Here is a 21,038-nt window from a genome sequence, read left to right on the forward strand (position 1 = left end):
ATCAAAGCTTCAATGCTTTTAATTTTCAATTAAAATTAATAGTATTACTATATCAAATTTAGTTAATTAAAGGCTTTTCTTAATTCCTCAACTACTACATCAAATTCATCATCAAATATAGTTCTTACATCTAAAACATATTTATTATCATATACTCTAGCTATTATATGAGCTTCACTGAGTCTTAATTTTTTTTCTAAAGATGATACATTCATATGCTCAGGAGTTATTGTTATTACCTTTGTGGCTATTGTTTCAAGAGGCATAGACCCTCCTCCTACCTGAGAGAATCCATCTTCTATGTTTATCTTAGCATTTAGATTTAAGGCAGTTATTTTTTCAAATAATTTATTTGCCTTTGCTTCTAATTCTTCAATGCTATATGTCAACATTTTTAAAGTAGGTATGTTTTCCACAGCCTTTGTTTCGTCTAGGTACATCCTTAAAGTTGCTTCAAGTGCACATATTGTAAGCTTATCGACTCTAAGAGCTCTAGTAAGTTGATTTTTCTTCATTTTTTCTATATACTCTTTTTTCCCAACTATAATACCTGCTTGTGGCCCACCAAGCATTTTATCTCCACTAAAAGTAACTACATCTGCACCTTGTCTTATAGAATCTAATACAGTTGGTTCATAAGATAATCCATATTTTGATAAATCTATAAATACTCCACTTCCTAGGTCTTCTATTACAGGTAACTTATATTTTTTACCCAAATTAACTAGTTCTTCGATAGATACACTCTCTGTAAATCCCATAATTCTATAGTTACTTGTATGAACTTTCATCAATACATTAGTTTCTTCTGTAATAGCTTCTTTATAATCTTTTAAGTGTGTCTTATTAGTTGAGCCTATTTCCACTAATTCTGCACCACTAAGAGCCATTATACTTGGAATTCGGAAAGAACCTCCTACTTCCACTAACTCTCCACGTGATACAATTGCTTCTCCTCCTTTTGCCATTGTACTAAGTACAAGAAGCACTGCTGCTGCATTATTATTTACAACTAGTACATCTTCTGCACCAGTAAGTCTTTTTATTGTATTAGTTAAATGAGAATATCTTGAGCCTCTTTCTCCATTATCCAAATCATATTCCAAGTTTGAATATCTTGAAGCAGCACACCATAATTCATCTTTTATATCTTCACTAAGTAAAGACCTCCCCAAATTTGTATGAATAACTGTACCAGTTGCATTTATAACTTTTTTTAATGATAATGAGTAATTTAATTTAACTCTCTCTATTGAAGATTCTATTATCTCATCAAATTCTATTGTTACAGAATTAGATGCATCCTCTTTTAATCTTAAAATAAATTGTCTCTTAAAATCTATCACTTCTCTTACAGATTCTAAAACTAAACTTCTAGGATATTCCTCTATTATTTCTACTATTCTATTATCACTTAATACTTCATCAACTGAAGGTAACATTGCAAATAATTCTCTTTTGCTCAAAATAATCACTCTTTCTCTACATATAATATTTTATAAAACTTTAATATATTTTTCCCCTTTTTTCACTACAGAACCTATGATTTTTGCTTCTATTGCTCCATTTAACTTCATATCTCTTACAAGTTCTTCTGCTAATTCTTCTTTTACAGAAATCAATAACCCTCCAGAAGTTTGTGGGTCATATAAAATATCTTGAACTGCAACTTCTACATCTCCTACAATTTCTACATCTTTTGATACATAATGCATGTTTTTATACATCCCAGCAGGTATGATTCCCATTTCTGCCATTTCTACAGCACCCTCGATAATTGGAACATGCTTTGAATCAATTTCAATACTCACTTCAGAAGCTTTAGCCATTTCTAAAGCATGCCCAAGTAAACCAAATCCAGTGATATCTGTAACTGAATTTACATCAATTTTATCAAAACTCATTGCTGCATATTTATTTAAATGTATCATTATTTCTACTACTTTGTCACATACATGTTGTTCTACCATACCTTCTTTCATGGCTGTATTTAATACACCCACACCAATTGGCTTTGTTATAACTAACTTGTCGCCAGGCTTTGCAGTAGCATTTGATAAAACTTTATTTGGATTTACAATTCCAGAAACTGAAAGACCATATTTAGGTTCTTGGTCATCTACAGTATGCCCTCCGACTAATAGTGCACCACTTTCTTTTACTTTATCAAATCCACCTTTTAATATTTCTGCAAGTACATCCATATCATGACATGATGGAAAACAAACAATATTCATTGCAACTAAAGGCTTTCCTCCCATAGCATATACATCTGATAGTGAATTTGATGCAGCAATTTGACCAAATACAAATGGGTCATCTACCATTGGTGTAAAGAAATCCAGTGTTTGAATAAGTGCCATATCATCATTTAACTTATACACAGCAGCATCATCTGCTGTATCTAATCCTACTAATAAATTTTCTATATTATCATTTTTAGGCAGTTGAGATAAAACTGATGCCAGAACCTCTGGCCCTATTTTAGCTGCTCATCCACCTGCTGTTGTCATCTCTGTAAGTTTTTTTTGTTCCTTCTTCATAAAAGTACCTCCTTTACTAAATTTCCGCATATACACACATATACATACATATTTATAATACCATATCTATAAGTGAGTTTTGTATTATATTTTTAGTCTATACAAATTAAATCTTTTAGATTTTCGTATTTTTTATCTCCTATCCCATTCACATTTTTTATATCTTCAATTGAATCAAATTGTCCATTTTCTTCTCTATGTTGTAAAATTTTATTAGCTGTAGCTTCTCCAACTCCAGGTAAAGCATCCAGTTCTTCTAATTTTGCTGTGTTTATATTTATTTTTGATTTATCAGATAGATTTTTATTATTTTTACTTTCAGATTCATTTTTAGGTTCATTTTCTAGACTTGGCTTATTAGAATCGCTGTTGCTTGTAACAGATATTGTTTCTCCTATTTTAGGTATTATGTAATGTTGTTCATCTTCTAACTTTAGTGATAAATTAATTCCATTTAAATCAGCTTCTTTTGTTGTTCCACCTAATAATTCTACAGCATCATAAAGTCTCTTATCTGATTCTATAGTTACAATCCCTGGTCTATTCACTGCTCCACTTATGTATATAGTTATTTTATTAATTTGAATATTTTTATCTATTTTCCCCTCATATTTATTATGCTTATTTACTTCATTTTTAACTATTTTGTCTACCTTATCTGTTTTTTTATTATGTGAATTATTTTTACTTACAACATAAATATCTTCTTTGAAGACATCTAACCGATTAATGATTATTGCTGACAATGTTAAAAAACATACCATAGAAAACAAAATAATTTTTACCTTTTTTTTCATATATTAATCACTCCTTCATTTTAATTATTGACAAAAATATGCTATACTAAAAGATGAATTTAAATTTTGGAGGCTCACAATGAAAAGAAATTTATCACTTTTATTAATCTGTTTCTTGATATTTGCTTCATTTTTAGGAAGTTCTAATATATCTTTTGCAGATGATGAACCAGCTATAGTTGCCAAACATGCCGTTTTAATGGACTATGAAACTGGAAAAATATTGTATAATAAATCTGGAGATTCTAAGCTTTATCCAGCTTCAACAACTAAGGCATGGACAGCTTGTTTAGTTCTGAAAAAGGTTAAGAATTTAAATCAAGTAATAGAAATTAAAAACCTACCTCAGATAGAGGGTTCTAGTATGTACTTGAAAGAAGGCGAAGCTTTCACTGTAAGACAATTATTAAACGCTCTTTTGATTCATTCTTCTAATGATGCTGCCTTTGTATTAGCTAGATATGTTGGTGAAGGAGATGTACAAAAATTTGTTGACCTTATGAATTCTGAGGCAAAAGATATTGGAGCTACTGGCACTCATTTTAACAATCCTCATGGATTACCAGACCCAAATCATTACACTACAGCTCATGATATGGCTCTTATGGCCAGAGAAGCTATGAATAATGATGTTTTTAGACAGATTGTAAAAACTAAGTCACTTAAGTTTGATGCTACAAAAGCATACCCTTATGAAAGATATTTTGTAAATACTAATAAATTTTTAACATCACATGATAAGATTACATATAAAGGTCAATCTATAGATATAAAATACGATATAGTTGATGGTATAAAAACAGGATATACTGATGCTGCTGGTAAATGTCTTTTATCTAGTGCAGTAAAAGATGGAAGAAGAGTCATTGCTGCTGTATTTAATTCAACTAATTACGATTTATATTTAGATTCACGCATCTTAATTGATTATGGATTTGATAACTTTAAATGCGCTACTATTGTTGATAAAGAAAAATATACTGATACTAAAAAAGTATTATTTACAAAACAACATGAATTAATTTATGAACCAAAATATAGTTATAAGATAACTTTAGGACAAAATGAATCTCAAGGTGACTACAATACTAAAACTGAACTAGATAAAATTGATTTACCTGTAAAAAAAGGTACTAAGGTTGGTACTTTAAATATATATAATAGTGGTAAGCTAGAAAAGAGTATAGATTTAGTTGCAAAAAATAACCTTGATAGTAGTCTTCCATTTATAACTGAAAATAAAACTTTGATGCTTTCTATTAAAATTATTATGGCTATTTTAGTACTTCTAGTTATATTTATAATAGCTTCAAATATTAAAAAGAATAATAAAAGAAAGTCTAGAGGAAAAAGAAATATGAGAAAATAGCAATACCACTTATTTATAACACCCTTATCTGCTATAATTATAATGTTTTTTTAAAGAACAATTATCACATAGAAAAGGAGTTCTTAGGAATCCCTTTTCTTTTTTATACAAAAAAGGAGATACCCAAATTTTTATTTTGAGACCTCCCATATAATTACAATTAATCATAATCTTAAGCAAATCTAATTTTTAAATTTTTCTTTTTATAAAATATCATTTTTTTAATTATCTATACTGTATAAAACAACAACCTATATATCAAATTGAAATGTAAAGTTATCAATTAATCTAGTTTTTCCTATGAAAACAGCACTTGCTACAAGTACAGAATTTTCTATATGTTCAACAGGTTGTAATGTCTCACTATCTACAATTTCAACATAATCTATTTTTGTTGAATCTTCAGAATTTATTTTAGATGTTATTAATTCTTTTATTTTTTTTACATCTAGATTTCCTTTTGCCAGTTCTTCTTTTGCCAAGCTTAGGCTTTCATTTAAAACTAAAGCAGTTTTTCTTTCTTCTTTTGAAAGATATGTATTTCTTGAGCTTTTTGCTAAACCATCTTTTTCACGAATTATAGGGCATCCTATTATTTTTGTGTCTATATTCAAATCTTTGACCATCCTTTTAATTACTGCTAATTGTTGAGCATCTTTCTCTCCAAAATAAGCTTTATCAGGAGTTACTATATTCAGAAGTTTTGAAACAACTAGGCATACACCACCAAAATGAACAGGTCTTTTAGAACCACAAAGAAAATCTGTAAGTCCAGACACATCTATGGTAGTACAATTGCCTTTCAAATACATTTCTTCTGATGATGGGTTAAAGACTACTGATGCACCACTATCTATACAGTATTTAAAATCTTTTTCTATATCTCTCGGATAACTGTTAAAATCTTCATTTGGTCCAAACTGAGTTGGATTTACAAATACACTTACTACTACCTTATCATTTTCTTTTACAGCTTTTTTAATAAGGCTTTGATGTCCTTCATGTAAAAATCCCATAGTAGGAACAAGTCCTATAGAATAGCCAGTTTTTTTCCAATCTTTAATTATATTTCTTAGTGATTTTATTTCTTTTACAAGCATTTTGTACCATCCTTAATCTTAGTATAATTTTTCTAATTCAGATTCATTTATTGAAAAGCTATGTTTTTCTTGTGGAAATACGCCAGTTTCAACTTCTAGTATGTAATTTTTAATTGAATCTTTCATTATATCTCCTATATTTGCGTATTGCTTTACAAATTTAGGTACAAAATCTCCAAACATCCCCAACATATCTTGATAAACTAAAATTTGACCATCACAATTAATTCCTGCTCCTATCCCTATTGTGGGAATTGAAATAGAATTAGTCACCTTCTCAGCTATTTTAGCAGGAACTCCTTCAAGGACAATAGAAAATGCTCCTGCTTTTTCTATTAATTTAGCATCTTCAATAAGTTGTTTTGCTGTTTCACTAGTATTTCCTTGAACCTTAAATCCACCAAATGAATTTACAGATTGAGGTGTTAGTCCTAAATGGCCCATTACAGGTATTTGAGCATTTACAATGTTTTTTATTTGTTCTATAACTTTTGAGCCACCTTCTAATTTTACAGCATGTGCCCCACCTTCTTTTACAAGTCTGCCAGCATTTTTAACAGCCTCTTCTGTAGAAACATGGTAAGATAGAAATGGCATATCACTTACAATTAAGGCATTTTTGGCACCATTTTTTACAGCTTTTGTATGATATATAATTTCATCTATAGTAACAGATAGAGTGTTTTCTTCACCTTTTACGACCATTCCTAATGAATCTCCTATTAAAATACCATTTATGTTACATTCATCCATTATTTTTGCTATTGAGTAATCATAAGCAGTAAGCATAGATAGCTTCCTTCCATCACTTTTAGCATTTTTAAAAGTCAGTATAGTATTTTTCATTGTTTTTTCCTCCTAAAATTTTGTAAATCTCTTTATATTTTTCAGATTTACTCATTAAATCTTCGACTGCATTTTCTATAGAAATATTTTTTGTACATTTTAATGAATCTTCATTTTCCAAGGCTATTATTTTTAGTAGATTTAAGGAGAGTATTTTGTAAATATCTTCATCTTTTTTATCTAATGCTGATAAATGTTTTTTTATTGGTGTTATATCACCACGAACAACAGGTCCAGTAAGGGATTTAGTAAATCCATTATCAAGTATATTTTCTATATTTATTTTGACCAAAGGATTTATAGCTTTTAAAGCTTCTTCTTCAGATAGACCCAATTTAATAAAGTAACTTACTCCTACATATAGTAAAGATAACACTAAATTTGAAACTAAAACATTGGCCACATGATAAGTGGATGAAGTATTTTTATCTCTTATGAAAAACCGATTTCCTAAGCTATTTATAAAATTTTGAATAAATAAATCATCTTTTTCATTATCACCTTCTATGGAAAAACAAATGTCTTTCATTTTTTTAATATCAGTATTTTTATTGGAAAATGCAAATATAGGATGGACAGAATAAATTAATGCACCTGCTTTTTTTGAACAGAACAATATACTAGATTTTAAAGAGCCACTTGTGTGGCAAATGTATTTATGTTTTAAATTAAATTTGGAAAGTTTTTTGTCTATGATTTCAATAGAATCATCTGATGTTGTAATAAATAATATATCATTTTCATAAATAATGTCTTTCAAGTTACTATAAATCTTTGTTTTTGTTAAATCTGTTGATTCTAATAAAGATAATTGATTTCTTCCATAAAAGCCCGTTACACAATAATCTTTTGACAAAAAATAATTTGCTAAAGATGTCCCAACTTTTCCAGAACCAATAAATCCTATTTTAATAGTATCACCTCCAACTTGTGATACAACATCTTAATTTCCAATCTCATTCATGAAGATATGAGTTATATAAGACAAAATAATTAAAAACATTTAAAGTATAGTTCTTATAACAAGATACCATCCATGAATATTCTACCATTTAAATAAAAAGTTGACAATTAATTCTACAAAAATTAAGTTAATATGTTTTTATTTATGTTTTCTTATTTTACTAAAAATGCACTTAACTTAAAAATAATTAAAATAATATTTTTCAATAATCTCTTTAACATTTTATTTTTGTTAAAAAATAAAAATGTGCTCCTTCCTTGTATATTGTGATATCTTTACTACCACAACTTTTTGGAAGAATGCACACTTTATTTCACACACTCAACACATATTGAATATGTATTCTCAAACTTATTAAATTATATATTTATGTATTTTTCTGTTTTTGCTTATCGTTAAGTTTACATTTTGAACAGTTTCCTAGACATTCATCAACCATATCTAGACATTCATTAAATGCTACCTTACTACTATTTTTATGTCTTACAATTAGTATATCCTGTTTTTTAGCCTGAGACTCAACTGTTCTAGACATCTTATGTGAAACTGTTGATGTAAGTATAACAACAGCATCAGGTTTTCCTATAGAGTTATTTAATTTAGATGACATAGTAGTATATACTTTTGTTTTATAACCTTTTTTCTTGGCCATAACCATATAATCTTTTTCCATTCTTTCATGGCCACCAATCACTAATAAGTTCATTAGACTGCCTCCCGCCTTATTTGATATTGATTTTCATTATTATTTATACTATATATAATAATATCTAAAAATAATTTTGTCAATACTTATTGATATTAATTATCATTTTAATAATAGAAGGTTTTATTTTTAGTAACTTTTTAGTGTTAATAAATTTAAATTTATTGGCTCTAAAAGTTATTGATATTGCATTATAAATAATGTTTTATATAATAAAAAGCTGTAAGTTTTAATGATACCACTCATTAAAATTCACAGCTTTTAAAACTTAATATCCTATATTATTTTAAATTCTTTTTTATTCCTTTGTTTAATATACTTTCATAGTTAATAAAGTCATAAATATCTTCCTTAAATTCATCTGAAAACTTATGTAATTCTTCTAGTGTCAAATCTTCTATTGCTTTTTTATTATCTTCACAATATATCACAATACTTCCAACAATTCCATGTGCATCTCTAAAGGCAACATTATTTTTAACTAGATAGTCAGCAACTTCTGTAGCATTTAAAAACCCATTTTTAACTGCTTGTTTCATTTTATCTTCATTTACCTTTAATGTAGCTATCATTCTCTCCATTATTTGTATACACATTTCAAGAGTGTGTACACTATCAAAGAAGCCTTCCTTATCTTCTTGCATATCTTTATTGTAAGCTAGTGGTATACCTTTCATCACTGTAAAAAGACCAAATAAATTTCCATATACTCTACCAGTCTTACCTCTTATAAGTTCTGCACCATCAGGATTTTTCTTTTGAGGCATTATACTACTTCCAGTAGTATATAAATCATCTATTTCAACAAACCCAAATTCTTGAGAACTCCAAAGTATCAATTCTTCACTAAGTCTACTTAAATGCATCATTATAATTGAAAAATCACTCATTAGTTCCAATAAATAGTCTCTATCACTTACACCATCCATAAAATTATCTACAACTTTTTTAAATCCTAATTGCTCACAAGTTATATTTCTATCTATATCATGTGTAGTTCCTGCCAAAGCTCCACAACCTAAAGGTGATTCATCTAATATTTCTATAGCATTTTTTATTCTTTTCTCATCTCTATCAAACATACTATAATATGCCATCAAATGATGTTTAAAAGTTACCACTTGCGCTCTTTGAAGATGAGTATATCCTGGCATCATTACTGAATTTTTATCAGCAACATCTTTTATAGTTTCTTTAAATCCAGATATTAACCCCACTAAATCACTTGCCTTTTCTTTGGCATATAATCTCATATCAACTGCAACTTGGTCATTTCTACTACGAGCTGTATGAAGTTTCTTCCCAACATCACCTATTCTTTGAATCAAGTTTATCTCAGTAAAACTATGTATATCTTCATAATCTCCATCTAATGCCAATTTCCCATTTTCAATATCTTCAAGTATTCCATTTAGACCTTCTGTTATAGCTTTTCCCTCTTCATCTGTTAAAAGCCCACATTTTACTTGCATATAGACATGTGCTATACTTCCTTCGATATCTTTTTTGTATAGTATACAGTCATACCCAAAAGATTTATTAAATTCTTCCATAAGTTGATTTTCAGCTTTTCTAAAGCGTCCACCCCATAATTTCATATTTTTCACCTCATATTTTAATTTTTTATATTTTAATTATAATATTTTTACTTTAGCTAAAAATAAAAAATCTCTTGGTCAAAAAGACCAAGAGACGAAATATTCCGTGTTACCACTCTAGTTGATAAACTATGTTTACCCACTCTATTCTCTTAAGGCGAGATTACCTATTACCATACTGAATTTCAAGTAATATTCTCCAAAGCTCTATTCAATATAAAGTATTATCATTAGGCTTACACCATCCCTAACTCGCTGAGACCTGCTTTATATCTACTCTCTTCTTCACTGAATCTAAATTTTTATATTTTACCTATTTGTATTATAATTACTATCTATAAAATAGTCAACCTATTTTTTCCTTTAAATGCCTTTTTTAAGAACTAAGTGACTCTTTTAACTCAAAAAACTTATAAATTGCTTTTGCAACTCCACTCTCTTGATTGCTATCTGTCACATAATCAGCCTCTTGTTTAATCAATTCTTCTGCATTTCCCATAGCTACACCAAGACCAGCAAATTGTATCATTTCTATATCATTGTAATTATCTCCAAATGCAATTATATCTTCTCTATCTATATTCATTTTTTCAGCTAAAATTTTAACCGCATTGCCTTTATCAACACCAGTATTCATAACTTCAATATTATTTGGCCAAGAAGAAGTTATTTTTATGCCTTGAACTTTTTTTAATTCTTTTCTTATTTCGTCTAAAATAGCTGGATTTTTTTCTTCTATTATTACAAACTTTAATATGTCATTTTTAGAAATCTCTTCTCTTAAATCATCCCTTATAATTACTTCTGTTTCAGAGCCCAAAAACACACTTATTCTATCTTCACGCCCTTCTATTTTTTTTGAAAGCATGGAATCTATACTATTACATTGATAGTAAATATTATATTTGTCTAACACATCTAAAATATCTAGACATGTTTTTGTATCAATTTTATTTGAATATATTATATTTCCATTTTGTTCCCTTATCAATGAGCCATTACAAGCTATTATTGGCATATCTTCTTTAAGAAAATCTACATTGCATTTAGCTGAATCGAAAGTTCTTCCTGTTGCTAAAGTTACATTAATACCACTTTTAATAACTTTTTGCAGTGCAATTTTATTTTCATCAGTAACTTTATGGTTATTTCCTAATAAAGTTCCATCCATATCTGTTACAATCAATTTATATCCCATCATCCAACTCCATAACATTTTATTGTATACTTATATTTCCTTAATCTAATTTAAAGAATTACCCTTATTAAATTATATCATAACTTTACACTTAAACTATTCCAATTTATAAAATTAATAACATTCCTATACTTCCATATCAGGGCAAAATAAATCGTTTCTTGTAGTATTTTTCTGAATATTTTCAATTTATAGTCTTATAATGCTAGAAATTTTACAATATATGATATATAATCATATTAAATAAAGTGAGCTATTATAATATTTATATTTGTTTTTTACTATTATGTATTTTCACAATATTTTAAATCTAGCAACTTTTTTAACATTTATTATTGACTAAATAAGGAGTGATAAGCTATGAAATTAAAAATTAACAAAGCTATTGAAATGCAGTTGAAAAAAAGTTATGCCATAGAATCTGGTCATTGCGAAGATGTATTTGAGATAGATTGTGGCGAAGGTATAAATACAGTATCTTTCTCAAATAAAGCTGTAGAAGCTTTTAATGCTTTAGAATTTGATATGATAAGAGGATACCCTCATTCAATTAGTCTAAAAAACAATATAGTTGATTATTGGAAAGACTTTACAGCACTAACTACTGATAGAATTTGTCTAGCTGATGGTTCTATACATGTTATTTATCTTTTAAATAGATTATTTATTGAAAAAGGAGATAAGGTTTTAGGATATTCACCTCAATTTTCAGAATATGAAACAGATATAAAAATGCATGGTGCTACTTATGACTATGTTCTTTTAAAGAAAGAAAATAATTTCAAGTTTAATGAAAAGGAATTTATTGAAAAAATAAATTCAGAATATAAATTAATTTACATAGATAATCCAAATAATCCTACTGGACAAATTATACCTCTATCATCAATTGAAAATATAGTAAAAGAGGCAGCAAAATATGATATAGCTGTTATGATAGATGAGGCTTATGGTGAATATATGCCAAAAGAAAATTCAGCTGTAAAACTTTTAAATGATTATGACAATGTAATTGTTCTAAAAACATTCTCAAAAGGTTTTGGTTTGGCTGGACTAAGAGCAGGATATGCAGTCCTTCCTGAACAACTTGTTAATCCTATTAAAAAGATTTCTACTCCTTACGAAGTATCTGAAATCTCTCGTAGTATTGCAGCTAATTTATTAGATGATGTTCAATTTATAGAAGAATTAAAAGAAAAAACAAAAGCTATAAAAAATCAACTATTGATTCCATGGAAAAACCTTAACATAGCTGAGACTAGTGATACTGTATCTATAATGACAGTTGAACATAAAAATAAAGATATAAATTTACAACAAGAATTTGCAAAATTAAAAATAAGAGTTATATCTGGTAGCGATTTTACTGGACTTGATAAAAACTTTATAAGATTTAGAATGCCTGAAGAAAAAGAACTTCCTGAGGTTATAAAAGCATTCCAAATAATCGATAATCTAGAATAAATCTAACTATATAAGGGACATATTGATAAAATCAATATGTCCCTTTAGTTTAGTATTTTTAATTATTCTACAATATTTCTATTCATTAATTTATTAAGTTCCATCAATATTGATGAAAGTAATGCTAAACCTAAACAAATTCCTAATTCATATAAACCAAATACTGTTGGTATAGAGAATATCCCTCTCAAAACTGGCATTAATGTTAAAGAGTAAAGTCCAAAACATATTAAAACTGCTCCTATAACATATTTATTACTAAAAAAGCCTAGTTTTACTATTGTCTGATTATTAGAACGTGCAGGCAATGTTTGCATTATTCTCGCTAATATTAAAGTTGAAAACGCCATCGCTACACCAAGTTCTGGTGACACTTGTAATCCTATATATTGTGCAATTATTGTAACTATACCAATTATACAACCTCTTATAGCCACTGCTTTTAATGTTCCTCCTGCTAATATACTTTCATCTGGATGTCTAGGAGGTTTATTCATTATATTTTTTTCTGATTTTTCAAATCCTAATGCTATTGCTGGCAAAGAGTCGTTTACTAGGTTTATAAATAAAAGTTGTAAAGCTGTAAATGGGTTCGACCATCCTGCAAATACTGCAAACAAGATAGCCACTATAGCACCCAAGTTTCCTGCAAATAAATAAGTTATTGCTTTTATTATATTGCTATATACTGTTCTACCAACTTCAACAGCATTTACTATACTTGCAAAGTTATCATCAACTAAGACCATAGCAGAAGCATCTTTTGCTACATCAGTACCACTTCCCATACCTATACCTATATCTGCTTGTTTTAAAGCTGGTGCATCATTGACACCATCACCAGTCATAGCAGTTATGTTATTCTTATGTTGCCATGCTTTTACTATACGAATTTTGTTTTCTGGTGAAACTCTGGCATATACACTTATATCTTCTAATTTTTTATTTAATTCTTCTTCACTTAATGCATCCAACTCTTTTCCAGTAAGTGCTAAATCTCCATCTTCCATTATACCTATTTCTTTTGCAATTGCTGCTGCGGTTGTTTTGTGATCTCCAGTTATCATAACTGTTTTTATGCCAGCGCTCTTTGCTTCTTTTACTGCGTCCATTACTTCTTCTCTTGGTGGGTCTATCATTGCCATTATCCCAACCAATATCATATCATGTTCGTCATCAATTGAAGGTGTAAAACCTTCTTCTGGAACATCTTTTATTGCAAATGCTAATACTCTAAGTGCTCTATTTGAAAACTCTTCATTTTTATTCTTGTATTCTTCTATTATCTCATCTGTTATGTCTACTTTTGAGCCATTTTTTAAAGCATATTTACATCTGCTAAATACAATATCTGGAGCACCTTTTGTAAACATTATATAATCTCCATATATACTATTTACTGTAGACATAAGCTTTCTATCTGAATCAAATGGTATTTCATTTATTCTAATATATTTACTTCTTAATCTATCATAATCTAAATCATTTTTGCTTGAATAATTTATTAGTGCAACTTCTGTTGGGTCACCTACTTCTTTTCCATCACTAGTTATATGAGAATCATTACATAATGTAGAAACCATAGTCAACAATTTAGCATGATAAGAATAATTTATATTTTCTTTATTAAGCTCATCATTGTTAGTTCCATACATATAACAGTCCACAACTGTCATTTTATTTTGTGTAAGAGTACCTGTTTTATCAGTACATATGACACTTGTTGAACCTAAAGTCTCGACAGCTGGTAATTTTCTTATTATAGCTTGTTTCTTTGCCATACTGTTTGTTCCAACAGCCAGCACTATAGTAACTATTGATGATAAAGCTTCTGGTATTGCTGCTACTGCTACTGCTACAGAAAACATGAATGAATCGAGAATAATTTGTGTCATTTCTCCATTTCCAGCCATCATATAATTTCTTGCTACCTGAATTATAAATATTAAGAGTGCAAGTACTACAATACCTACACCAAGCTTTTTACTGAAAGCTTCTATTTTTTGTTGTAATGGTGTCAACTTATTTTCCGCAGTTTCTAAAAGACCAGCTATTTTACCCATTTCAGTATTCATACCTGTTCCAGTTACTACAAATGAACCTCTACCATAAACGACTACAGCACCACTAAATACCATGTTTTTTTGGTCACCTAAACTTACATCTTCGCTTATTTTTTCTGTATGTTTTAGAACTGGTTCTGATTCACCAGTTAACATCCCTTCTACAACCTTTAATGATTGTGCTTCTATAAGTCTTCCATCTGCTGGTATGTAATCACCAGCTTCTAAAAATACAATATCTCCAACTACTAAATTTTTTGCTGGAATTGTCATTTTCTTATTATCTCTTATTACCTTTGCATTTGGTGCAGATAAATTTTTCAAACTTTCTAATGAACTTTCTGCTTTTTTTGTTTGTACAACTCCTAAAACAGAGTTGATAATAATAACTGCAAAAATTATTATTGACTCTACAGTTTCACCTAAAAATATTTGTACTAAAGCAGCTATCAATAGAATTATTACCAGTGGGTCTTTAAAACTTTCTAAGAAAAGCTTATACGTAGGAACCTTATCTGCTTCCTTTAATTCATTAGTTCCATTTTTTTCTAATAGCTCTTCTGCTCTTTCCTTGCTCAAACCATTTAAGCTTGAGTCTAAATTTTTAATTATTTCTTGATAAGTACTTTTGTAAGACATTTGTTGCCCTCCTCTTTAATAAATTTATTTTATGTTTGGGGACTCTTATGTATACTTGAAATTTTAAATTTTTTAAATAAAAAATTCCTTGAATAAAAAAAGACCCCAAAACAAACATACTTAATGCTTATTTTGAAGGTCTTGCTATCAAGGAATTCCTTGTTAATTAACCGAGTATCTCTACTGTCCTGACGATTAATTACCACTTTCGTGTAAGCTACTCCCCTTCGAGTAGTTATCTTTAATTGTATTTACATTATAACACCTTACATAATTAATAGTCTAGATTATTTTTTATTTTAACCTAAATTTAACAAATTATGGCTTAATCTATATGTAAATATTCTTCTAGTGTTAGATTGTTCATTGCAAAGTTTTTACTGTGTTCAGTTCCAACATATCTATAGTGCCATGATTCATACATGTATCCTGTTATGCTTTCTTTTCCCTCTGGATATCTAAGTATAAATCCATACTTATATGCATTTTCGTACAGCCACTTAGCTTCTTTTGTATTATTAAATTTTTTATTTGCCCAACAAGATTGGTCGTCTCCTCCAATATCAAATGCAAGTCCAGTTTGATGTTCACTTTCTCCTGGCTTAGCTGAAAATCTGTTTGCTTCCTTCTCACCATGTTTCTCTGCATATGTGTTGAATAAATTTTCTTGATATTTATAACTTCTATATGTACTGAAGGCTTTTAGATTTAATCCTGCTTTTTGAGCCTCTTTATTCATTTTATAAAAAGCATCTTTTGCTTCATTACTTTCTTGTGGAGAATAGTCTTCAGGTAAGCTATACTTTTTGTTTGCTACTACAATATTATTTATTGATAAAACGTTCACACCTTTTCTATACTTACTTATTTCATATGCCATGATTTTATTTTCTCCACTAGATATATTAATAAACATTTTTGCGAAAACTAGAAAAAATGCAAAAACTATAATCAAGCCTCTTTTCTTTTTCATATACTGCACCCCCATAATTTAGATTTAATATCTAAAAAATTTAAAGACATTTTACTTCATAGTATAATCATATCATTAATTTATTGCAAATTCTTTAAACAATTCTTAAGAAACTCTTAAATTCTTCTTTATGTTACTAAAACTAACAATATTTTTTCAATTTTTTTATATCACAGGTCCAGATATTGATTTTTTTTCCAAATGATGTATAATGTATTTATGGAAACTTTAAAGTACTACTTAGTACTTATCGTTTTTACATGAAAGGAGATAGCCAATTGACTGACAAACAAAAATTTATTATAACTATTGCTCAAAGAATCTTTGACCAAAAAGGTTTTCAAAATACTTCAATACTAGATATTGTAAAAGAATGTAAAATGTCTAAAGCTACTTTTTACAAACATTTTGAAACTAAAGAAAGTTTTATCTGTGAAATAATTAATTATTATGACGAAAAATTTTTAGAAATTATACATTCTATTAATGAAAACAATGATATTCATCCATCTGAAAAATTAAAAAGAAAAATAATAGCTGTATGGGGAAATATTTTTTCTAGAACTACTATAAATACTTATGTTAGGGAAAATTTTTCTGAAGTGCAACGTAAAACGACAAGTAAGTTACAAAAAAAATCTCGAGCTAATTTATTAAATGAATATAAGCTGAGTTTATTTGATAATTATGGCGACAAAATAGAAAACATTCTATTTGATTTAGTTTTCTTACTAGATGCTCTAATTCACCAGTTTACATATATTATTCATATACAAAAAAGAGAAATAAATGTATACTTTATTGCTGAATTTACTATACAAATGCTTGATTTAGTTGTAGAAAATGCGGATAACCTAAATCCTTTAATTGAAAAATCAATGTTTTTATATGAACAAGAAGATGAAGCTTATTCTTCTCTTTATAGTAAATCATTATTTTTTAAAACAATAGAGGATATAGAAGAGCTAATCAAAACAAACACTTCTCTTGTTGAAAACCCTAAGTTACTAGAAGCATCAAAAAAATTATATGAAGAAGGAAAAAATCAACTATATGATTCTTTAATTATGGATGCAATGATTACATATCTAGAAAAAGAAGACATTTTGAGACCAAAAGTACTTTTATTGAATAGTATTAAAAATCAATTAAAAAAGGAGACGTTATAAACTATGGAAATACAAAGTAATAGCAAAAACAATAAAAAAGGAAATTTGATAATAGCAATCGTAATGACTGGTGCTTTTATAAGCTCTCTTAGTCAAACATTACTGGCAACTGCACTTCCCAATATAATGTCAGATTTTAAAATTACTGCTGATGTTGGTCAGTGGTTAACTACGATTTATCTACTTATTGCAGGTATCATTATTCCTACAACAGCTTACTTGATAAATAGATTTAGTACTCGAAAATTATTTATTACATCAATGACTATCTTTTCTTTAGGATGTGTTATTGCACTTTTCTCTCGTGATTTTTCAACTATGTTGATTGCTCGTGTGTTACAAGCAGTAGGTTCTGGCTCTTTAATGCCACTTTTACAAGTTATTATATTATATTTATGTCCTATAGAAAAACGTGGTACAGCTATGAGTCTAGTTGGTATTACAGTGGGATTTGCTCCAGCAATAGGACCAACTTTATCTGGATGGTTAGTAGATTCATTTGGTTGGCATAGTTTATTTTTGCTTCTTTCACCTATAGCTATATTAGATGTTATACTTTCATTTATATTATTAAAAAATGTTGGAGAAGCTCAGAAACTAAAACTGGATATACCTTCAATAATACTATCTTCTTTAGGTTTTGGTGGTTTATTGATTGGGTTTACTAATCAAGGTAATTATGGCTGGACTAATAGTGCAACATATCTACCAATAATATTAGGAATTGTATCATTAATTTTGTTTACATGGCGTCAATTAAAATCTAAAGAACCATTCTTAGAACTAAGAGTTTTTAAAAATAAACCATTTCTTATTTCTACATTATTAATTATGATTGTATATGCTTCAATGATGTCTGCTACATTAATGATACCTCTATATATTCAATCTGTAAGGGGATTCTCTGCACTTGCTTCAGGTTCTTTAATGATGCCTGGTGCTATACTAATGGTTGCATTAAATCCAGTCGCAGGACGTCACCTAGATAAATATGGTCCTCACGCTCTATCAATATTAGGAACTGGATGCTTATTTTTAGGAACTTTATCTTTTGCATTTTTAGGCAAAGATACATCTTTAATTCATATATCATTAATGTATTGTATTCGTATGATTGGTATTTCAATGGTTCTAATGCCATTAACTACATGGGGAATTAAAACACTAGATAGAGAACTTATATCTCATGCTACAGCAATTAATAGTACACTTCGTCAAATATCTGGTGCTATAGGCTCTGCTGTACTTATTACTATAATGACAACTGCTACTAAAAAAGCTCACATGAGTTCAGCTATCCTGTCTAATATCCATGGAATAGATGTAGCATTTTCAATAGCAGCTACACTTGCATTTATTGGATTAATTGTATCAATATGTTTTATAAAAGAGCGACAAACTGTTAGAAGTTAAAATAAAAAAAGAGATGTTTTAAGATTAAAATCTTAAAACATCTCTTTTTTTCAGTTTGAAAAATATTGTAATCTTATAATACAGCTATTACTTCTATTTCAACTTTAACGTCTTTTGGTAATCTAGCAACTTCTACACAAGCTCTTGCTGGTTTATTTTCTCCAAAATACTCAGCATAAACTTCGTTTATAGCCCCAAATTCATTCATATCTTTTATAAATACTGTAGTTTTAACTACATTTGAAAAATCAGCTCCACTTTCAGCTAATATTGCTTTAAGATTTTTTAGAGATTGAGCAGTTTGAGCTTGTACATCTCCTTCAACTACTTCCATAGTTTCTGGCACAAGTGGAACTTGTCCAGATACAAATAATAAGTTTCCAGCTTTTATAGCTTGAGAATATGGTCCTAACGCTGCTGGTGCATCATTAGTATGTAATACTTCATGTTTCATATTAAAATCCTCCTAATTGGTTAATCTACTATACATAAAATGTATCTTCATACACTATTATACTATTTTTCTTGTATATTATATACACTTTTATTATAATTCTATAATTTTAAAACCTTTTTCTTCTATTGCGTTCTTTATTTTTGCTATATGGTCATAATCTATTGTTTCTAATATAAATTCCGCACTTTGTTTTCCTAGAGCTTCACCTGCTGATAATTTACCTTGATTAGCACTTAAAATATTTCCACCATTCTCACTTATTATTCTAGTTAATTCAGCAAAGTTTCCTGGCTTATCTTCCATAATTGTACTAAATGAATATCTTCTTCCTTCTTTAGCTAGAGCAACACCTATTATTCTATATAATGTATTTATATCTATATTACCACCAGATATTATACACACTACGTTTTCATCTTTTGCTGGTGCATATTTACCACTTAATATTGCAGCTGTACACACAGCCCCTGCACCTTCTGAAACTATCTTTTGACTTTCCATCATAAATAATATTGATTCAGCTATTTCTATTTCTTCAACTACTACTATTTCATCAACTAATTCATTTATTATTTCAAAAGTTAAGTCTCCAGGAGTTTTAACAGCTATACCATCAGCTATTGTACTATCATTAAATGCTGTTGTTACTTTTCCGTTTTTAATTGACTCTTTCATTGAAGGTATATTTGCAGTTTGAACACCAACTATTTTTACATTAGGATTTAATGCCTTTGCTGCAACAGCAACACCAGATATTATTCCTCCACCACCAACTGGGCATAGTATAGTATCAACCTTATTATTTAATTGTTCGAAAATTTCAAGAGATATAGTTCCTTGCCCTGCTATAACATATTTATCATTGAATGGATGTAAGAAAGTTGCTCCTGTTTCTTTTTGTATTTCAACAGCTTTTGCATATGCATCATCATAAACTGCACCATTTAAAACTACTTCTGCTCCATAACCTTTAGTTGCACTAACTTTTGCCAATGGTGCCGTTGCTGGCATTACTATTGTTGATTTTATACCAGTCATTTTTGCTCCTAATGCGACACCTTGTGCATGATTTCCTGCACTTGAAGCTATTACTCCACTTGCTTTTTCTTCATCGGTTAAACTTGCTATTTTATTACAAGCTCCTCTTAACTTAAAAGACCCTGTTTTTTGAAGGTTTTCACATTTATAGAAAACATTCGCTCCTGTTTTTTCGCTAAGTTTAACGCTTTCAAGTAAATCAGTTTTTTTAACTATGTCTTTAATGGTCTCTCTAGCTTCTTTCACATCTGTTAAGGTAACATTTATCATTTTATTCCACTCCCGTAAATCCAATTTTTATTTATTACTTTCTATATAATTCTATATCTTTTTTTTTTAAAAATCAACATGTAAACGATTTTTATAATTTTTTAATTAATCACAAAAAAACTAAAAATACAACAATTGAATACAATAAACACATCTATTCAATTAAGTTAGATTACGCTAAATGATAATATTAAAATAATTTTTACATTTTTATCAAAATAACAGTTTATTCTTTATTATTTTTATTAAAATTTATATTTATATTATTTTACTTAATTAAAAATTGTTTTTTTATTCTCTTTAATAACATTAATATTACCACATCTAACCTAAAATATTTTTATAAACAACATTAAATAAAAAAAGTTTTATTTTACACATTTTCATAATAATAAAACTGTACCTTTTATAACAAATATAACAAAAAAAAT

Annotated in this window: 17 protein-coding genes and 1 other annotated feature; of the genes, 4 read left to right on the top strand and 13 right to left on the bottom strand. The window is 28.4% G+C overall.

The features are described from left to right. Positions 1 to 62 precede the first annotated feature (62 nt). From selA to IC174_RS10365, 3 genes are all read right to left on the bottom strand, one after another. Complete coding sequence (gene selA, locus IC174_RS10355) at positions 63 to 1,442, bottom strand: L-seryl-tRNA(Sec) selenium transferase (RefSeq protein WP_227482911.1); 1,380 nt, start codon at positions 1,440 to 1,442, stop codon at positions 63 to 65. A 54-nt stretch (positions 1,443 to 1,496) separates the two neighbouring features. Then, positions 1,497 to 2,543 (bottom strand): selenide, water dikinase SelD, encoded by a 1,047-nt coding sequence (gene selD / locus IC174_RS10360; protein ID WP_227432539.1) that lies wholly within the window; start codon positions 2,541 to 2,543, stop codon positions 1,497 to 1,499. Positions 2,544 to 2,635: 92 nt separating this feature from the next. Then, entirely contained in the window at positions 2,636 to 3,340 is a 705-nt protein-coding gene (locus tag IC174_RS10365) for a DUF655 domain-containing protein (protein ID WP_227432538.1), read from the bottom strand. 79 nt (positions 3,341 to 3,419) lie between these two features. Here IC174_RS10365 and IC174_RS10370 point away from each other — a divergent pair, with 79 nt between their 5' ends. After that, complete coding sequence (locus IC174_RS10370; RefSeq protein ID WP_227432537.1) at positions 3,420 to 4,709, top strand: D-alanyl-D-alanine carboxypeptidase family protein; 1,290 nt, start codon at positions 3,420 to 3,422, stop codon at positions 4,707 to 4,709. A 251-nt stretch (positions 4,710 to 4,960) separates the two neighbouring features. Here IC174_RS10370 and panC read toward each other — a convergent pair whose 3' ends face one another. The 6 genes from panC to IC174_RS10400 form a co-directional block, all read right to left on the bottom strand. Then, a complete protein-coding gene (gene panC, locus IC174_RS10375) occupies positions 4,961 to 5,809 on the bottom strand; it encodes a pantoate--beta-alanine ligase (protein ID WP_227482862.1) in 849 nt (282 codons plus the stop codon). An 18-nt stretch (positions 5,810 to 5,827) separates the two neighbouring features. Beyond that, positions 5,828 to 6,655: a 3-methyl-2-oxobutanoate hydroxymethyltransferase gene (gene panB, locus IC174_RS10380; protein ID WP_227482863.1), complete on the bottom strand. Its 828-nt coding sequence runs from the start codon at positions 6,653 to 6,655 to the stop codon at positions 5,828 to 5,830. Further along, positions 6,630 to 7,568 (bottom strand): DUF2520 domain-containing protein, encoded by a 939-nt coding sequence (locus IC174_RS10385; protein WP_227482912.1) that lies wholly within the window; start codon positions 7,566 to 7,568, stop codon positions 6,630 to 6,632. The genes panB and IC174_RS10385 overlap by 26 nt, the downstream gene beginning before the upstream one ends. Before the next feature lie 418 nt (positions 7,569 to 7,986). Further along, a complete protein-coding gene (locus tag IC174_RS10390) occupies positions 7,987 to 8,325 on the bottom strand; it encodes a DUF2325 domain-containing protein (protein WP_021385441.1) in 339 nt (112 codons plus the stop codon). 281 nt (positions 8,326 to 8,606) lie between these two features. Next, entirely contained in the window at positions 8,607 to 9,923 is a 1,317-nt protein-coding gene (gene argH / locus IC174_RS10395) for an argininosuccinate lyase (RefSeq protein WP_227432534.1), read from the bottom strand. An 87-nt stretch (positions 9,924 to 10,010) separates the two neighbouring features. Beyond that, positions 10,011 to 10,221, bottom strand: a binding site (T-box leader). A gap of 78 nt (positions 10,222 to 10,299) precedes the next feature. After that, a complete protein-coding gene (locus IC174_RS10400; protein WP_227432533.1) occupies positions 10,300 to 11,121 on the bottom strand; it encodes a Cof-type HAD-IIB family hydrolase in 822 nt (273 codons plus the stop codon). Positions 11,122 to 11,481: 360 nt separating this feature from the next. Between IC174_RS10400 and IC174_RS10405 the strand changes: the two genes are divergently transcribed. Continuing rightward, positions 11,482 to 12,585 (top strand): pyridoxal phosphate-dependent aminotransferase, encoded by a 1,104-nt coding sequence (locus IC174_RS10405; RefSeq protein ID WP_227432532.1) that lies wholly within the window; start codon positions 11,482 to 11,484, stop codon positions 12,583 to 12,585. A 62-nt stretch (positions 12,586 to 12,647) separates the two neighbouring features. Here IC174_RS10405 and IC174_RS10410 read toward each other — a convergent pair whose 3' ends face one another. Together IC174_RS10410 and IC174_RS10415 are read right to left on the bottom strand one after the other, a co-directional pair. Continuing rightward, entirely contained in the window at positions 12,648 to 15,287 is a 2,640-nt protein-coding gene (locus tag IC174_RS10410; RefSeq protein ID WP_227432531.1) for a cation-translocating P-type ATPase, read from the bottom strand. A gap of 325 nt (positions 15,288 to 15,612) precedes the next feature. Then, positions 15,613 to 16,260, bottom strand: a complete 648-nt coding sequence (locus IC174_RS10415; protein WP_227432530.1) for a D-alanyl-D-alanine carboxypeptidase family protein — start codon at positions 16,258 to 16,260, stop codon at positions 15,613 to 15,615. A gap of 278 nt (positions 16,261 to 16,538) precedes the next feature. Here IC174_RS10415 and IC174_RS10420 point away from each other — a divergent pair, with 278 nt between their 5' ends. Both IC174_RS10420 and IC174_RS10425 read left to right on the top strand, forming a co-directional pair. Beyond that, on the top strand, positions 16,539 to 17,429 hold the full coding sequence (locus tag IC174_RS10420; RefSeq protein WP_227432529.1) for a TetR/AcrR family transcriptional regulator: 891 nt from the start codon (positions 16,539 to 16,541) through the stop codon (positions 17,427 to 17,429). 3 nt (positions 17,430 to 17,432) lie between these two features. After that, the gene (locus IC174_RS10425; protein WP_227432528.1) at positions 17,433 to 18,842 is read left to right on the top strand and encodes an MDR family MFS transporter; all 1,410 of its coding nucleotides are present in this window, start codon (positions 17,433 to 17,435) and stop codon (positions 18,840 to 18,842) included. Between the two features lie 73 nt (positions 18,843 to 18,915). On the opposite strand, the gene IC174_RS10430 is transcribed toward IC174_RS10425, so the two are convergent. Together IC174_RS10430 and ilvA are read right to left on the bottom strand one after the other, a co-directional pair. Further along, a complete protein-coding gene (locus IC174_RS10430; protein WP_227432527.1) occupies positions 18,916 to 19,296 on the bottom strand; it encodes a RidA family protein in 381 nt (126 codons plus the stop codon). A gap of 93 nt (positions 19,297 to 19,389) precedes the next feature. Continuing rightward, positions 19,390 to 20,607 (bottom strand): threonine ammonia-lyase, encoded by a 1,218-nt coding sequence (gene ilvA, locus IC174_RS10435; RefSeq protein WP_227432526.1) that lies wholly within the window; start codon positions 20,605 to 20,607, stop codon positions 19,390 to 19,392. Positions 20,608 to 21,038: the final 431 nt, after the last annotated feature.

The sequence above is a fragment of the Clostridioides sp. ES-S-0001-03 genome (assembly GCF_020676075.1).
GTDB lineage: Bacteria > Bacillota > Clostridia > Peptostreptococcales > Peptostreptococcaceae > Clostridioides.

Excerpts from the sequence above, each read along its gene's own strand:
- selA (WP_227482911.1), bottom strand. The coding sequence starts at position 1,442 with ATGTTACCTTCAGTTGATGAAGTATTAAGTGATAATAGAATAGTAGAA.
- IC174_RS10405 (WP_227432532.1), top strand. The coding sequence starts at position 11,482 with ATGAAATTAAAAATTAACAAAGCTATTGAAATGCAGTTGAAAAAAAGT.
- IC174_RS10430 (WP_227432527.1), bottom strand. The coding sequence starts at position 19,296 with ATGAAACATGAAGTATTACATACTAATGATGCACCAGCAGCGTTAGGA.
- ilvA (WP_227432526.1), bottom strand. The coding sequence starts at position 20,607 with ATGATAAATGTTACCTTAACAGATGTGAAAGAAGCTAGAGAGACCATT.
- panB (WP_227482863.1), bottom strand. The coding sequence starts at position 6,655 with ATGAAAAATACTATACTGACTTTTAAAAATGCTAAAAGTGATGGAAGG.
- IC174_RS10365 (WP_227432538.1), bottom strand. The coding sequence starts at position 3,340 with ATGAAAAAAAAGGTAAAAATTATTTTGTTTTCTATGGTATGTTTTTTA.
- IC174_RS10415 (WP_227432530.1), bottom strand. The coding sequence starts at position 16,260 with ATGAAAAAGAAAAGAGGCTTGATTATAGTTTTTGCATTTTTTCTAGTT.
- IC174_RS10425 (WP_227432528.1), top strand. The coding sequence starts at position 17,433 with ATGGAAATACAAAGTAATAGCAAAAACAATAAAAAAGGAAATTTGATA.
- argH (WP_227432534.1), bottom strand. The coding sequence starts at position 9,923 with ATGAAATTATGGGGTGGACGCTTTAGAAAAGCTGAAAATCAACTTATG.
- IC174_RS10370 (WP_227432537.1), top strand. The coding sequence starts at position 3,420 with ATGAAAAGAAATTTATCACTTTTATTAATCTGTTTCTTGATATTTGCT.
- IC174_RS10390 (WP_021385441.1), bottom strand. The coding sequence starts at position 8,325 with ATGAACTTATTAGTGATTGGTGGCCATGAAAGAATGGAAAAAGATTAT.
- IC174_RS10410 (WP_227432531.1), bottom strand. The coding sequence starts at position 15,287 with ATGTCTTACAAAAGTACTTATCAAGAAATAATTAAAAATTTAGACTCA.
- IC174_RS10400 (WP_227432533.1), bottom strand. The coding sequence starts at position 11,121 with ATGGGATATAAATTGATTGTAACAGATATGGATGGAACTTTATTAGGA.
- panC (WP_227482862.1), bottom strand. The coding sequence starts at position 5,809 with ATGCTTGTAAAAGAAATAAAATCACTAAGAAATATAATTAAAGATTGG.